Below are 14,535 nucleotides of genomic sequence, written 5' to 3' on the forward strand. Positions count from 1 at the left end.
GCAGGTTAGGCGCTTCGACGTGTCCCGCGATTGGCGCCTGGCAAACATGAAAAGTCCGTCATGGATGCCAGATAAATCGTCGGGGAATGCTACGCTCGCAAAAACCTCGCAAATGGATACCCCGCTATGGACATGAACTGGCACCAGGCCCTGCAAGAGAGCCTGAGCTGGCTCGCAATCGCCTCCATCATCACCCTCATCGGTTTCACCGCCGCTGGCGCCTTGGCGGTGCGCTTTACGCGTTGGGGGCGTCAATTCTGGTCCCTCGCCGGGCCTTACTTCAGTTTCAGACGCAGTTGGCGCCCGCTGTTGGTGTTTGCCCTGTTGCTGGTGCTGACGCTGTTCTCGGTGCGCCTGAACGTGCTGTTCTCGTTCTGGTACAACGGCTTCTACAGCGCCTTGCAGGCCCTGGACCAGACAGCCTTCTGGTACCTGCTGGGCGTGTTCGCGGTGCTGGCCACCATCCATGTGCTGCGCTCGCTGTTCACCTATTACGTCACCCAGGCGTTCAACATTCATTGGCGTGTCTGGCTCACCGAGCGCCTGACCGCAGACTGGATGAAGGGCGATGCCTATTACCGCGGGCGGTTTCTCGCCGAGCCGGTGGACAACCCTGACCAGCGTATCGAACTGGATGTCAACGCGTTCGTCACAGGTTCGGTGTCCTTGGCCTTGGGCGCCGTCAGTGCGCTGGTCTCGCTGGTGGCGTTCACCGCGATTCTGTGGGGGCTGTCGGCGCCCTTGACGCTGGGTGGGGTGGAAATCCCCCGGGCGATGGTATTTGCGGTGTACCTGTATGTGATCGTCGCCACGTGGATCGCATTTCGCCTCGGGCGGCCGCTGATCCGCCTGAATTTCTTGAATGAAAAACTCACCGCGAACTTCCGTTATGCCCTGATGCGCCTGCGTGAAAACGCCGAGAACATCGCTTTCTACCAGGGGGCTCAGGTCGAGCGGGGGACCTTGCTGGGACGCTTTGGCGCACTGATCGTCAACGTCTGGGCGCTGGTCTATCGGAGCCTGAAGTTCAATGGCTTCAACCTGGGCATCAGCCAGGTCGCCGTGGTGTTTCCGTTCATTCTCCAGGCGCCGCGGTTCTTCAGTGGGGCGATCAAGCTTGGGGATGTGATGCAGACCTCCCAGGCGTTCGGCCAGGTTCAGGATTCGCTGTCGTTCTTCCGTGAGTCCTACGACACTTTCGCCCAATATCGCGCCACCCTTGACCGTCTCACCGGGTTTCTCGACGCCAACCAACAGGCCAGCACGCTTCCTCGGGTCACCACCCAGGAGCAGGCGCAGGGGCTGGATATCGCCGGCTTGCAGGTATTGCGCCCGGACGGCCATGCGCTGATCGCCGACCTGGACCTGCGTCTGCGTGCCGGCCAGGCGCTGTTGATCAAAGGGCCTTCGGGCAGCGGCAAGACCACCTTGCTGCGCGCCCTGGCTGGCCTGTGGCCTTATGCCGAGGGCGAGGTCAGGCGGCCGCTGGGCAACCAGGCGTTGTTCCTGTCGCAGCGCCCATACTTGCCGTTGGGTGACTTGCGGACCGCTATTGCTTATCCCGCGCCTGCGACAGCCGCAGACGATGCGCGCATGCAACAGGCCCTGCGTCAAGTCAACCTGGCCCACCTGGCCGAGCGCCTGGAGGTCAGCAACGATTGGTCGAACATTCTCTCGGTGGGCGAGCAGCAGCGCCTGGCCTTCGCACGGTTGTTGTTCAACCGGCCACAGGTGGTGTTCCTCGACGAGTCCACCTCGGCCATGGACGAAGGGCTGGAGCATGCGTTGTATTCATTGCTGCGCTCCGAAATGCCTGACACCTTGCTGGTCAGTGTCGGACACCGCAGCACGCTGGCGACGTTCCACACCCACCGCCTGGAAATGGACGGGCAGGGTGCTTGGTCGTTGCTTGAACAGCAGCCGACCCAAGACGTGCTGGCTTAGCGGGGCTCAACCCGCGCTCGCGCCACGCAGCAGCGCCACCCCGGCGAGGGTGGCGCTGGCGAACGCGGCGCCGACCAGAAACGTCGCCTGGTAGCCGACCCCATCCCACAGCAGGCCGGCCATCACGCTGGCAATCAGCAGTGCTACACCCGACAGCAGATTGAACAGGCCGAACGCCGTGCCGCGTAGGTTCGCCGGTGCGCTGTCGGCGATCAAGGCACTGAAGATGCCTTGGGTGAAGCCCAGGTGCAGCCCCCACACCACCACCCCCAATGCCAGCCCGGCCCAGCCCGGCAACAAGGCCAGCGCCAGGTCGGCGGCAATCAGCAAGCCCAGCCCCATCATCAACACGCCCCGGCGGCCGACGCGGTCCGACAGCGCACCCGCGGGGTAGGCCGACAGCGAATAGGCCAAGGCCATCAGCACCAGCACCGCCGGTGCCCAGAGTGGCGCCAGGCCCATGTCCTGGGCGCGCAGGAGTAAGAAGGCCTCGCTGAAACGCGCCAGGGTGAACACCATGACCAGACCGATCAGCCGCCAGTACGCCGGGCCCAGTCGCGCCAGCTCGTCCAGTGCCAATGGCGAGCGCACCGCCCGTCCAGGGGTAGGGGCCTCGGGCTCGTGGACGCAGGCGATCAGCACGAAGACGGCGAGAAACGCTGGAATCACCGCCACCCAGAACACTGTCTGGAAGTGGCTGGCGGTCAGCCACATCAGCGCGATCGCCAGCAGCGGCCCGACAAAGGCGCCCACGGTGTCCAGCGCCTGGCGCAGGCCGAAAGCCGAGCCGCGCAGCCCAGTCGGCGTGATATCGGCGATCAACGCATCACGCGGTGCTCCGCGAATACCCTTGCCGATACGGTCGACAAAACGCGCTGCGGTCAGCCATTCCAGACCTGAGGCCAACGGAAAGACCGGTTTGGTCAAGGCCGCCAGGCCATAGCCGAGCACAGTGAGCAGCTTGCGTTTGCCCAGCCAGTCGCTGAGCGCGCCGGAAAACACCTTGGTGATCGACGCCGTCGCCTCGGCCACGCCCTCGATTAACCCCACCGCCACCACCGATGTGCCCAGCACCGACACCATGTACAGTGGCAGCAAGGCGTGGATCATCTCCGACGAGATGTCCATGAACATCGAGACGAAGCCCAATGCCCAGACGCTGCGGGGGATGGAGGGGAGTGCCCGGCTAGGCGGGGATGAATCGAAGTTGTCAGCGCCACGCATCGCAGACCTCGGAATCCATGCCGCGTCCGACTGGACGCGACCGTATTCACTGTAGGACATGGAGACAGGCGCTTGAGATAACGTGAGCGGCCAAGCCGCAGGTACGCTGCAACGAGCCCGCGTCAGCTCAGGGCATTGTCACCGCAGGACGTTCGGGCTCATAAACTCAGCCGCAACGCCAATGCCGAGAGCGTGACAAGCAGCACCGGCAGGGTCAGCAGGATGCCGACCTTGAAGTAGTAGCCCCAAGTGATACGCACGCCTTTGCGCGCCAGCACATGCAGCCACAGCAGGGTTGCCAGACTGCCGATGGGGGTGATCTTCGGGCCCAGGTCGCAGCCGATGACATTGGCGTAGATCATCGCCTCGCGCACCACGCCTTGAGCGTCGCTGGCATGGATCGACAGGGCGCCGATCAGTACGCTGGGCATGTTGTTCATCACCGAAGACAGCAGCGCCGCGACCAACCCGGTGCCCAGAGTGGCCGCCCACAGGCCTTGGGCGGCCAGGCGATCGAGCAGGGCGGTGAGCGAGTCGGTCAGCCCGGCGTTTCGCAGGCCGTAGACCACCAGGTACATCCCCAGGGAAAACACCACTATCTGCCAGGGCGCTTCGCGCAGCACGCGGCGGGTGGCAATCACATGACCGCGGGCGGCCACGATGAACAGCACGGCGGCGCAGGCTGCCGCCACGGCACTGATGGGGATACCCAGCGGCTCCAGGACGAACAGGCCTGCCAGCAACGCGACCAATACCCACACGCCGACGCGGAAGGTGGCGCGGTCGCGGATGGCCATGGCTGGGGGCTTGAGGTCGTCGAGCGCATAGTGCGCCGGGATGTCTCGCCGAAAGTACAGAAACAGCACCAGCAAGGTGGCGAGCACCGCAGCCAAGTTGACCGGAAGCATCACCGAGGCATAGGTCGAGAAGCCCAGGCCGAAATAGTCGGCCGAGACGATGTTCACCAGGTTCGACACCACCAATGGCAGGCTCGCTGTATCGGCAATGAACCCAGCGGCCATCACGAAGGCCAGGGTGGCGGCGGGGGAGAAGCGCAAGGCCATCAGCATGGACATGACGATCGGGGTGAGGATCAAGGCGGCCCCATCATTGGCGAACAGCGCCGATACCGCCGCCCCCAGCAGCACGATGAACATGAACAGGCGTCGCCCGTCGCCGCGCGCCCAGCGGGCCACGTGCAAGGCAGCCCATTCGAAGAAGCCCGCTTCGTCCAGCAACAGGCTGACGATGATGATGGCAATGAAGGTGGCGGTGGCGTTCCAGATGATCGCCCAGACCGTGGGGATGTCCTGCAGCGATACAGCACCCACCAGCAAGGCGAGCAGCGCGCCGAGGCTGGCGCTCCAGCCGACACCCAAGCCTTTGGGTTGCCAGATGACCAGAATCAAAGTGAACAGAAAGACGGCGGCGGCAGCTAGCATCGTGCGCGCTCCTTGGCAGCAGGTGACGCACTGGCGGTTTCGTCTGCCAGGCGCTGGGGGAAATAGGACGGCGTGAGCATGCAACAACGATCGATTCAAAATATGCGGAAAAACAAATATATGGAATTTCATATATTCGGGCAACGGCCTTGCCGCCGCGACGCCTCTTAGGAGAGTGGATTACCCCGTCGTAGAGCCATCGGCTGCGTCGTTTGAAAGTTCCTCGGCAATCTGTAAATTTCGTAAATAAGATTTAAACCCATTTGAGAATCATTATATTCAGCCTCCCTGTGGACCCGGCAATTTGCCTGCAAGGTCGGTGGGCGAGGGCTCGTCGGCTGGCGGGCCGGGTCGTGCCTTTGCCCATGAACCGCAGGAGATGTCCCCATGCAACCCAGAACTTCACCCAACAGCCTGGCCCTGGCCTTCGTCGCGCTGACCTCGCCAGCCATGGTGGCGACCGCGGCCCAGGCCGAGGAGAAGCCTGCCGGTGAGGTGCTGGAAGTGCCGATCGACAGCAATGCGCTGGTGATCCAGGACACCCTGGTCACCGCCGAGCGCGAGGCTCGTCAGGCGCTGGGTTCGTCGATCATCACCGAGGAGGACATCAAGCGTCATCCGCCGGCCAATGACCTGTCCGAGCTCATCCGCCGCGAGCCTGGGGTCAACCTGACCGGCAACAGCGCCAGCGGCGCGCGTGGCAACAACCGCCAGATCGACCTGCGCGGCATGGGCCCGGAAAACACCCTCATCCTCATCGACGGCAAGCCCTCCAGCGCCCGCAACTCGGTGCGTTACGGCTGGAACGGCGACCGTGACACCCGTGGCGAGACCAACTGGGTGCCGGCCGAGGCCGTCGAGCGCATCGAAATCCTTCGTGGCCCGGCCGCAGCGCGTTATGGCTCCGGTGCCATGGGCGGTGTGGTGAACATCATCACCAAGCGCCCCACCGAAGCATTCAAGGGCAACGTCAGCCTGTTCACCCAGTTGCCCGAGGACAGTGCAGAAGGCGCCAGCCGTCGGGCCAACTTCAACCTCAGCGGCGGCCTGACCGAGAACCTGGGTTTTCGCCTCTATGGCGGCCTGGCCAAGACCGATGCCGACGACCTGGACATCAACGCCGATCACGCCAACAGTGCCTTGGTGGCCGGCCGGGAAGGGGTGCGCAACAAAGACATCAACGGCCTGTTGAGCTGGAGGCTCAACGACGAGCACCGCCTTGAAGTCAGCGCCGGCTACAGCCGGCAGGGCAACCTCTTTGCCGGCGATACCATGAACAGTAACGGGGGTGGCAACCTGGAGCTGATGTCCGAGCTGTATGGCCATGAAACCAACGTCATGCAGCGCGGCACCTATGACTTGACCCACCTGGGCGACTTCACGTGGGGGACCAGCAAGACCGTGCTGGCCTACGAGTACGTGCGCAACTGGCGCCTGAACGAAGGCCTGGCCGGCAGCGTCGAGGGGGCGCCCAACGATGCCGGCTCGGCCATGTCGCGCCTGCGCAACACACGCTTGAGCAGCGAAGTGAACCTGCCGTTCGCCATGGGCAGCACCGAGCATGTGCTGACCCTCGGTGGCGAGTACCTCTATGAGTCGCTCAACGACCAGGGCTCGTTCCGTCCGCAAAGCTTCGACCCCAGCGGCGCTGGCGACAACACGATCATCGGCTTCGACCGCAGCGACACCAAGATGACCGCCCGCAGCTATGCGTTGTTCGTCGAAGACAACATCATCGTCGGCGACACCACCATCACCCCGGGCCTGCGCTTCGATCATCACGAGACCTTCGGTGACAACTTCAGCCCGAGCCTGAACCTGTCGCACAAGCTCACCGATGCGCTAAGTGTCAAAGGCGGTATCGCCCGGGCGTACAAGACCCCGAACCTGTACCAGTCCAACCCGAACTACTTGCTCTACAGCCGCGGCAACGGTTGCAGCACGCAGCAGAGCAACTCCGGTGGCTGCTACCTGCAGGGCAACGACGACCTCAAGCCCGAGATCAGCGTCAACAAGGAAATCGGCCTGTTGTACGACCGTGGCACCTGGCGCACCAGCGCGACCTACTTCCGTAACGACTACCAGAACAAGATCATCGGTGGCACCGACGTGGTCTACGACATCAATGGCGGGCGCCGCGTGACCCAGTGGGAGAACGCGGGCAAGGCGCGGGTGGAAGGGATCGAGGGCAACTTCTTCATGGCGCTGACGCCGAGCCTGGACTGGAACACCAACCTGACCTGGATGCTCGACAACGACAACCGTGACACCGGCGAGCCGCTGTCGGTGATTCCCGAGTACACCGTCAACAGCACCCTCGACTGGCGCGCGACCGACAAGCTGTCGTTTCAGGTGGCGGGTACCTACTTTGGCAAGCAGAAGTCGCCGACCTACAACTACCGCACCCAACAGGACTACGACAAAACTGCCCAGCAGGACGTGGACGCCTACGGCCTGGTGGATGTGAGCGCAGGCTACACATTCAACGCCAACTACGACGTGCGCGTGGGCGTGAACAACGTCTTCGACAAGCAGATCCTGCGCGGCGGCAACGCCAGCAGCTCGGGGGCCAACACCTACAACCAGCCAGGGCGTGCGGTGTTCGCGGCGCTGAACATCTCGTTCTGATACGCAAGAGGGCCGCTGTGCGGCCCCTCGCGGCGCGTCAGTCCCATTTCGACCTGAGCGGCGTTAGGAGCTATCGATGAACACCTACCCCACCTGGCTGGCCATTCTCTCGCGCAGCGCCGCTGCACTGCTTGGCGGCTACGCCTTCACCTATGCCGCCACGGCCTGCCTGGCGCGGTTGCTACCGCTGGCGCCGGGCGATGCGGTAATCGTCGCCACGCTGGCGTCGTTCATGTCCTACACCGCTGCGATCCTGTGGGCCTTCGCCAGCCGCGACGCCCTGCATGCCTGGGCGCCGCTGGGGCTGGCCGCGCCTCTGGCGCTGGTGGGCTTCTGGCCCCAGGCGATGGAGTGGCTGGCATGAAGAACAGCTTCACCCAATCCATGTCCTGGCTGCACACCTGGGCCGGGCTGGTCTTCGGCTGGTTGCTGTTCGCCATTTTCCTCACCGGCACCTTGGCGGTGTTCGACAAGGAGCTCAACCACTGGATGCAGCCGGAGATCGCTGCCAGTGAGGTGTCCCAGGCAGATGCCGCCGAGCGGGCCATTGCCTACCTGCAGGCCCATGAGCCGAAGGCCGACAACTGGGGGATCAGCCTGCCGACCGAGCGCTCGCCGGGCCTGCGTGTGTCCACCGGCGACCGGCGCCATGGCGTCGGCATGCAACTGGACCCACAGACGGGCGAGCTGATCAACGTGCGTGACAGCGTCGGCGGCAACTTCTTCTTCCGCTTTCACTTCACGCTGGATTTGCCGCGCAACTGGGGCATCTTCGTGGTCGGTGCGCTGGCCATGGTGATGCTGGCGGCGCTGGTCACTGGCATTGTCATCCACAAGAAGCTCTTCAAGGAGTTCTTCACCTTCCGCCCGAACAAGGGGCAGCGGTCCTGGCTGGATTTCCACAACGCCAGCGCGGTGCTGTTGCTGCCGTTCCACCTGATGATCACCTACACCGGGTTGGTGATCTTCATGCTGATCTACATCCCGGCCGGGATCGATGCCTTGTTCGAAGGTGACCCTCGTGCCTACTTCCAGGCCCAGGGCAGCGGCCGCCAGGAGGCGCCGCAGCCCGTGGCCAGGCAGCCGGCAGAGCTGGTCGAGATCGCCCCGTTGCTGGCCCAGGCCCAGGCGCGTTTGGGGCCGATCGGGGGGCTGAACATCCGCCATCCGAACACCACCGGTGCTCGGATCGAGATCCGTCCCGAGCTTGGCAACCGCATTGCCCTGACCAAGGGCCAGGCCATGGTCTTCGACGGAGTGAGCGGCCAACTGCTCAGCGATGTCCCTGAGCTGCGTCCGGCGCCCTTGACCCAGCGGGTGATGATCGGCCTGCACTTCGCCCAGTTCGGAGGCTACCCCATGCGCTGGTTGTACTTCGTTTGTGGCCTGGTCAGTTGCGCGATGATTGCCAGCGGCCTGGTGCTGTTTTGCATCAAGCGTGGGCGCAAGTACACCAATGCGACGGCCGAGGCCTCAGCGCGCCGGTGGTATCGGCTGGCCGAGGTGTGCAACGTCGGGTTCATCAGCGGCTTGTTGCTGGCCTGCGCCGGTTTGTTGTGGGCCAGCCGCCTGTTGCCGGTCGAACTGGCCCAGCGCGGAGCCTGGGAGGTGCGGGTGTTCTTTGCCGGCTGGTTGCTGGCCCTGCTGCATGCCGGCTTGCGCCCGGCCAAGCGCGCCTGGGTCGAGCAGTTGAGCGCGGCGGCGCTGTTGTGCATGGGGCTCGGTGCGCTGGGGGCATCTGACAGCACGGCGGATCATCTGCGGCTGGGTGTGGAGGTGACCGGCGTGGTGCTGGGCGTGGGACTGGCTCTGGCGGCCTTGCGCGTTGCGCGGGCCACGCCGGCACCGGTCAAGGCGAAGGTAGGACGGACCATGGGGGCCGAGGGATGATGAGCATGATTCTCGGCGCGTTGCTGTTCGCCTACGCGGGCATGACAGGCCTGTGCCAGGGGCTGGAGCGACATCACAAGCAGGTGTGGGGGCGCACGTGTTCCCGCGTGCTGCGCCTGGGCTTGCGAGGGGGCGGTTGGGCAGGGTTGTTGGCCAGCCTGTTGTTGTGCGCACAGATATGGGGGTGGGCCATGGGGCCGGTGGCTTGGTTCGGGATGATCTCCCTAGCGGCGGTGTTGCTGGTGATGCTGCTGCCTTACTGGCCACGCATGTCGGTCTGTCTGGTGGGGCTGCTGCCGCTGTGGGGGCTGGGGCAGGCATTTGTCTGATAGGCTAACTGGCCCACCTCATGTCGAGAGCCCTTGGTGAAAGCCGCGCGCCTGACCCTCATCTGCCATGCCCTGACCTCAGCCCAGAAGGTCGGGTGTTTCCCCAACCCTGACGAGCACATTTTGCCGGTAGCTCAATGGCCCTCGCTTCCAGCCTGCACCGGCTTTCTGAGTGCGCCGGAGTGCCGGGCGCAAGAAACCTGTGCAGGCCTGGGGGCGCGCCCGATGGTCGAGTCCGCCCTGGCGGACTGCAACATGGGGGCCTGGCAAGGCGTGGCGCTCAAGGCATTGCAGGCCGAGCAGCCGCAGGCGCTGGCTCAATGGCTGCAAGACCCCCATTGCGCGCCCCCTGGCGGTGAGTCCATCGCGCATCTGTGCCAGCGCGTCGCGAGCTGGCTGGAGGCGTTCGATACGCCGGGAGAGTGGCTGGCGGTGACGCATCCGCTGGTGATGCGGGCAGCGATGGTGCATGTGCTGGGCTCTCCGCTGGCGGCCTTTGCGCTTATCGACGTGCCAGCGCTTTCGCGCGTGCACTTGAGCCGAGCGGGGAAGTGGCGGTTGCGTTTGGGTTGAACGCTTGCCAGTGCCTACGAATATCGCCGGTGTCTGAGGATCCTGCGAAACGGGCGCGACGCGCGCCCATCCTTTCAAAACGCGAGCTTGTAGCCGATCAGCAGCAGCATCCCCGCCAGGCACGGGCGTAGCAAACGGTCGGAAATACGCCCGGTGAGATGGCTGCCCAGGTAGATGCCTGGCAGCGAGCCGAGCAGCAGGTAACCCAGCAGCGACCAGTCCATATTGCCCATGCCCGCGTGGCCAAGGCCAGCCACCAGGGTGAGCGGTACGGCGTGGGCAATCTCGGTGCCCACCAGGCGGCGGGTGACCAGGAAGGGATACAGCAGGAACAGCGCCACGGTGCCCAGGGCGCCTGCGCCGATGGACGTCAGGGTGACCATCACGCCCAGCACCACGCCCGTGAGCACGGTAAGGGTATTGAGGCTGCGGTCGCTGAGGTGGTAGTGATCGCCCGCGTGGCGGCTGGCGAAGGCCTGCAGGCGTGATTTGAACAGGATGGCCAGGGCGGTGAGGATCAACACCACGGCCAGGCCTTGCTTGATCACCGCGTTGAGCGCGGAGGTGTCGGCATGCAAGGTGTGGAGGAACCACAGCGTCAGCGCCGCCGCGGGCACGCTGCCCAGGCTCAGCAGGCCGGTGATCTTCCAGTCGACGTTCTTGTTGCGCGCATGGACCCAGACGCCACTGGCCTTGGTGATCGCCGCATACAACAGGTCAGTGCCGACGGCAGTGGCAGGGCTGATGCCGAACCAGAGCAGGATGGGGGTCATCAGCGAGCCACCGCCGACGCCGGTCATGCCGACGATGAAACCTACAACCAGCCCCGCGATGGTGAAACCGAAAGAACCTACATCCATACGCTACTCGACGCCCAAGCTTGCCCGTGATCGGATGGCTGCCAGCATAAAGGTTTTTTTATAACCGAATAGACTTGTTCGTTATTAGGTTATAACCGGGCGTCTTTTGCTTCGTCCGGACGGATGAACCGGGGGGCCGTTCATCGGTCCGTCATGACCACCATCACCTGTGCATCCCCACCGTCTTCGCTTTCAGACAGATAGATATGCCCGACCTGGCTGTCGAAATAGGCGGTTTCCTGCGGGCCTATGCTCACCGCTTCACCCGTTTCGAACAGAATGCGCACTCGACCGCTGAGCACCAGGACGAACTCCTGGCCCGGATGGCGGATGAAATCATCGAACTGGCCACGTTCGCGCGCAATGATGCGGGCGTAGGCGGGCGTCATGCGGCGCTCAGGGAAGGCGCCAGCGATGGGATGGTAGTCATAGGTGCCGGTGGAGTAACCGGGGGCCGCGGGCAGCGAGTCGACCACCACGGTCGCCGGCACCGGCGTATCCACCGGGCCGCTGGCACGAAACAACTGGGCGATATCCAGCTTCAAGGCGCGGGCGGCGGCAGCCAGTTTTTCGTAGCTCACCGAAACCTGCGCCAGTTCCATCTTCGACAAGGTGGAGACCGGTACGCCACTGAGCGCAGACAGTTGTTTGAGTGTCATGTGCTGCGCCTTGCGTACCTGGCGCAGGCGCGCGCCGACCTCGGCGCGGTCGAGCAGGGGGAGGGCGCCAGCGCGCTGGGCGGCGGACGTGCGGTCTTCGGGCATCGGGACTCTCGTGTGCGGCTTTGGTCGGCATCTTACCTTGGACGCTTGCGCGAACCGAAATTCTCATATATTAGAATTCTCATAAATGATAATTCGCGCGACAGGAGCGCCCATGGCACAGATCTACGACACCCTGATCATCGGCGCGGGCATTGCCGGTGCCTCCCTGGGCTACCGCCTGGCCGGCCAGGGCCGGGTACTGCTGCTCGAACGGGAAATGCAGCCGGGCTATCACGCCACCGGCCGTTCGGCCGCCATGTTCATGGAGGCCTACGGAACGCCGCAGATCCAGGCTCTGACCCGCTCCAGTCGTGCTTTCTACGAGCATCCGCCGGAAGGCTTCTGCGAGCATCCGCTGCTCGAGCCACGCGGCTGCTTGTATGTCGCCAGCACTGAGCAACGCGAACTGCTCGAGACCATCTACGCACAGAACCTGGCCAACGGGACCGACGTCAGCCTGCTGGACCGTGAGGGCGCCTTAGCCCTGGTGCCGAGCTTGCGCGAGGGCATCCTCGCCGGTGCAGTGCATGAACCCGGTGCCATGGACCTGGACGTGCATGCCTTGCACCAGGGCTTTTTGCGCGGCTATCGCGCTGCCGGGGGCGAGCTGCGTTGCAATGCCGAACTGGCCCGGGCCTATCGCCTCGACGACCTCTGGGAGGTGGAGCTGGCCGATGGCAGCCATCTGCAGGCCCGGCAGTTGGTCAACGCCGCAGGCGCCTGGGCCGATCAAGTGGCCGAGCTGTGTGGCGTGGCCAAGGTTGGTCTGCAGCCGTGCCGACGCAGTGCCTTTACCTTCCCGGGCCCGGATGGGCAGGACTTCAGTCGTTGGCCAGCGGTGATCGGGGTCGATGAAAGTTTTTACTTCAAGCCCGACGCCGGACAGTTGCTCGGTTCGCCTGCCAACGCCGATCCGGTCGAGCCGCAGGATGCCGCGCCCGAGGAGCTGGACGTGGCCCTGGGCATCTACAACATCGAAGCCATGACCACGTTGCAAATCCGACGTCCCAGCCACAGCTGGGCGGGGCTGCGTTCGTTCGTCGCCGATGGCGACCTGGTGATCGGTTTCGACCCACGCACGCCCGCGTTCTTCTGGCTGGCGGCGCAAGGCGGCTATGGCATCCAGTCAGCCGCTGGTGCGTCGCGCCTGGCGGCTGACCTGCTGCTGGGTATGCCCCTCTGCCCAAGCCTGGTGGCGCAGGGCGTTTCACCGGAGCGTTTGTCTCCGGCTCGCTTTCCACAACCGTGATAGGAGATTCCCATGAGCAATGACATCCAGCGTTTCCCCAGCAGCCTGCCGTTCCCGTTCTCACGCGCGGTGAAGGCCGGCGGCTTTTTGTTCCTGTCCGGGCAGGTGCCGATGAGCGCCAGCGGTGAAGTGGTCCGCGGTGACATCCAGACGCAGACCCGCGCGGTCTGCGAGCGCATCGGCGAAAGCCTGGCCGCCTGTGGCGCACGCTTCGATCAGGTGGTGAAGGCCACGGTATGGCTGTCGGACATGGCTCACTTCGCGGGCTTCAACGAGGTCTACAAAGAAGTCTTCGGCGACGCCTTGCCGGTACGCTCGACTGTGGCCTCGGCCTTGGCGCTGGGGGTGGATGTGGAGATCGAAGTGCAGGCGTTCATCGGCCAGGACTGAGGCGAGCCGGGGCACGACACCCCTTTGAACGACAACAACAATAAAGCCAGAGGTTCACATGCAAGAGCAGCTGAAGATCGCCGGTGCCTTCATCGGCGTGATCGTGGGGGCGGGCTTCGCGTCCGGACGGGAACTGTTGCTGTTCTTCGTCGATTTTGGCGTCTGGGGCTTGGTCGGGGCGTTGGTCAGCGCCGCGTTGTTTACCTTCCTGGGCATGGCCCTGGCGGGGCTGGGCAATCGTCAGCAGGCAACGTCCCACAAGGACGTGATTCAGGCCATTTGCGGGCGTCACCTGGGGTTGTTCGTCGATTGGCTGATCACCTTTTTCATGTTTGCCGTCACCGTGGTCATGTTGGCTGGCGGTGGCGCCTTGCTCGAGCAGCAGTTCGGCGTACCGGCCCTGGCGGGCAGTGTGCTGGTGACGGTGCTGGTGGTGGCCATCGTGTGCCTGGATGTGCAGAAGGTGATCGTCGCCATTGGCGCCATCACCCCGCTGTTGATTCTGGTGGCCTCGGCGATTGCCTTGTACGCCGTGCTCTCACGCGAGCAGAGCTTCGCTGAACTCGACCGCTTGGCCAGCCAGCAAGAGGCCGGCACCCGGCACTGGTTGTTGGGGGCATTCCTCTATGTGTCCTACAACATCGTGGCCGGTGCGCCGATCCTGGCCATTCTCGGCGGGTCGGCCAAGGGTGAGAAGACGGCCATCTGGGGCGGTCTTATCGGCGGCGCGGCGCTCGGGGGGCTGATGTTGGTGATGAGTGCAGGTTTGCTGTCGCGCCTGGATAGCGTGGCCGAACTGCCCATGCCGATGTTGTCGATCGCCAATGAAGTTTCGCCGCTGCTGGGGATGGTGATGTGCTTGATCATCTTCGGGATGATCGTCAACACGGCCGTGGGGACGTTGTTTTCCTTCCTGTCGCGACTGTTGCCAGCCGGGACGACGACGTTTCGCTGGGGTGCGGTATTGACCGGGGTTGCTGCATTCGTGTGCAGCCTGGTTGGGTTCATCAGCCTGGTGGGCGAGGTGTATCCCTTCTTCGGTTACCTGGGCTTCGTGCTGATGGCCGCGGTGCTATTGGGCTGGGTGCGTCGGGGCAAGGTGCGCAAGGTGGCGCTGGCCTGACGAGGGGCTGCTGCGCAGCCAAACCCACTCCCACAGGGTTTTGCGCAGAATCGGTAGGACCAGGCGAGGCCGCGCCGGCTCCCACGTGTACTGCGCCGGGCCTGAGAACGGCGCGATAC

13 protein-coding genes are annotated in these 14,535 nt (G+C 64.2%); 9 read left to right on the forward strand and 4 right to left on the reverse strand.

The genetic code is table 11. The features are described from left to right. Positions 1 to 126: 126 nt before the first annotated feature. Positions 127 to 1,944: an ABC transporter ATP-binding protein/permease gene (locus tag HMPREF3173_RS00255; RefSeq protein ID WP_070571045.1), complete on the forward strand. Its 1,818-nt coding sequence runs from the start codon at positions 127 to 129 to the stop codon at positions 1,942 to 1,944. A gap of 6 nt (positions 1,945 to 1,950) precedes the next feature. Here HMPREF3173_RS00255 and HMPREF3173_RS00260 read toward each other — a convergent pair whose 3' ends face one another. Further along, positions 1,951 to 3,168, reverse strand: coding sequence for an MFS transporter (locus HMPREF3173_RS00260; protein WP_070571046.1), 1,218 nt, complete (start codon positions 3,166 to 3,168; stop codon positions 1,951 to 1,953). 158 nt (positions 3,169 to 3,326) lie between these two features. Beyond that, positions 3,327 to 4,610 carry an arsenic transporter gene (locus tag HMPREF3173_RS00265; RefSeq protein ID WP_070571047.1) on the reverse strand — a complete coding sequence of 428 codons (1,284 nt, stop codon included), beginning with the start codon at positions 4,608 to 4,610 and terminating at the stop codon, positions 3,327 to 3,329. Positions 4,611 to 4,997: 387 nt separating this feature from the next. Between HMPREF3173_RS00265 and HMPREF3173_RS00270 the strand changes: the two genes are divergently transcribed. From HMPREF3173_RS00270 to HMPREF3173_RS00290, 5 genes are all read left to right on the forward strand, one after another. Further along, the gene (locus HMPREF3173_RS00270; RefSeq protein ID WP_070571048.1) at positions 4,998 to 7,238 is read left to right on the forward strand and encodes a TonB-dependent siderophore receptor; all 2,241 of its coding nucleotides are present in this window, start codon (positions 4,998 to 5,000) and stop codon (positions 7,236 to 7,238) included. A 76-nt stretch (positions 7,239 to 7,314) separates the two neighbouring features. After that, positions 7,315 to 7,602, forward strand: a complete 288-nt coding sequence (locus HMPREF3173_RS00275; protein WP_070571049.1) for an iron transporter — start codon at positions 7,315 to 7,317, stop codon at positions 7,600 to 7,602. After that, positions 7,599 to 9,128, forward strand: coding sequence for a PepSY-associated TM helix domain-containing protein (locus HMPREF3173_RS00280; protein ID WP_070571050.1), 1,530 nt, complete (start codon positions 7,599 to 7,601; stop codon positions 9,126 to 9,128). The genes HMPREF3173_RS00275 and HMPREF3173_RS00280 overlap by 4 nt, the downstream gene beginning before the upstream one ends. After that, a complete protein-coding gene (locus HMPREF3173_RS00285) occupies positions 9,125 to 9,457 on the forward strand; it encodes a DUF3325 domain-containing protein (protein WP_070571051.1) in 333 nt (110 codons plus the stop codon). Before HMPREF3173_RS00280 ends, HMPREF3173_RS00285 begins: the two co-directional genes overlap by 4 nt. A gap of 36 nt (positions 9,458 to 9,493) precedes the next feature. Then, complete coding sequence (locus HMPREF3173_RS00290) at positions 9,494 to 10,030, forward strand: histidine phosphatase family protein (RefSeq protein ID WP_070571052.1); 537 nt, start codon at positions 9,494 to 9,496, stop codon at positions 10,028 to 10,030. Between the two features lie 74 nt (positions 10,031 to 10,104). On the opposite strand, the gene HMPREF3173_RS00295 is transcribed toward HMPREF3173_RS00290, so the two are convergent. Together HMPREF3173_RS00295 and HMPREF3173_RS00300 are read right to left on the reverse strand one after the other, a co-directional pair. Next, positions 10,105 to 10,890 (reverse strand): sulfite exporter TauE/SafE family protein, encoded by a 786-nt coding sequence (locus tag HMPREF3173_RS00295; protein WP_043215886.1) that lies wholly within the window; start codon positions 10,888 to 10,890, stop codon positions 10,105 to 10,107. 140 nt (positions 10,891 to 11,030) lie between these two features. Continuing rightward, complete coding sequence (locus tag HMPREF3173_RS00300) at positions 11,031 to 11,654, reverse strand: helix-turn-helix domain-containing protein (RefSeq protein WP_070571053.1); 624 nt, start codon at positions 11,652 to 11,654, stop codon at positions 11,031 to 11,033. A gap of 112 nt (positions 11,655 to 11,766) precedes the next feature. Here HMPREF3173_RS00300 and HMPREF3173_RS00305 point away from each other — a divergent pair, with 112 nt between their 5' ends. The 3 genes from HMPREF3173_RS00305 to HMPREF3173_RS00315 are packed head-to-tail and all read left to right on the forward strand — an operon-like array spanning position 11,767 to position 14,416. Further along, positions 11,767 to 12,903 (forward strand): NAD(P)/FAD-dependent oxidoreductase, encoded by a 1,137-nt coding sequence (locus tag HMPREF3173_RS00305; RefSeq protein WP_070571054.1) that lies wholly within the window; start codon positions 11,767 to 11,769, stop codon positions 12,901 to 12,903. A 12-nt stretch (positions 12,904 to 12,915) separates the two neighbouring features. Next, positions 12,916 to 13,293 (forward strand): RidA family protein, encoded by a 378-nt coding sequence (locus tag HMPREF3173_RS00310; RefSeq protein WP_043215883.1) that lies wholly within the window; start codon positions 12,916 to 12,918, stop codon positions 13,291 to 13,293. A gap of 58 nt (positions 13,294 to 13,351) precedes the next feature. Further along, positions 13,352 to 14,416, forward strand: coding sequence for a YkvI family membrane protein (locus tag HMPREF3173_RS00315; protein WP_070571055.1), 1,065 nt, complete (start codon positions 13,352 to 13,354; stop codon positions 14,414 to 14,416). Positions 14,417 to 14,535 lie beyond the last annotated feature (119 nt).

Origin of the sequence: Pseudomonas sp. HMSC08G10 (assembly GCF_001808425.1) — a bacterium.
Lineage (GTDB): Bacteria > Pseudomonadota > Gammaproteobacteria > Pseudomonadales > Pseudomonadaceae > Aquipseudomonas > Aquipseudomonas guariconensis.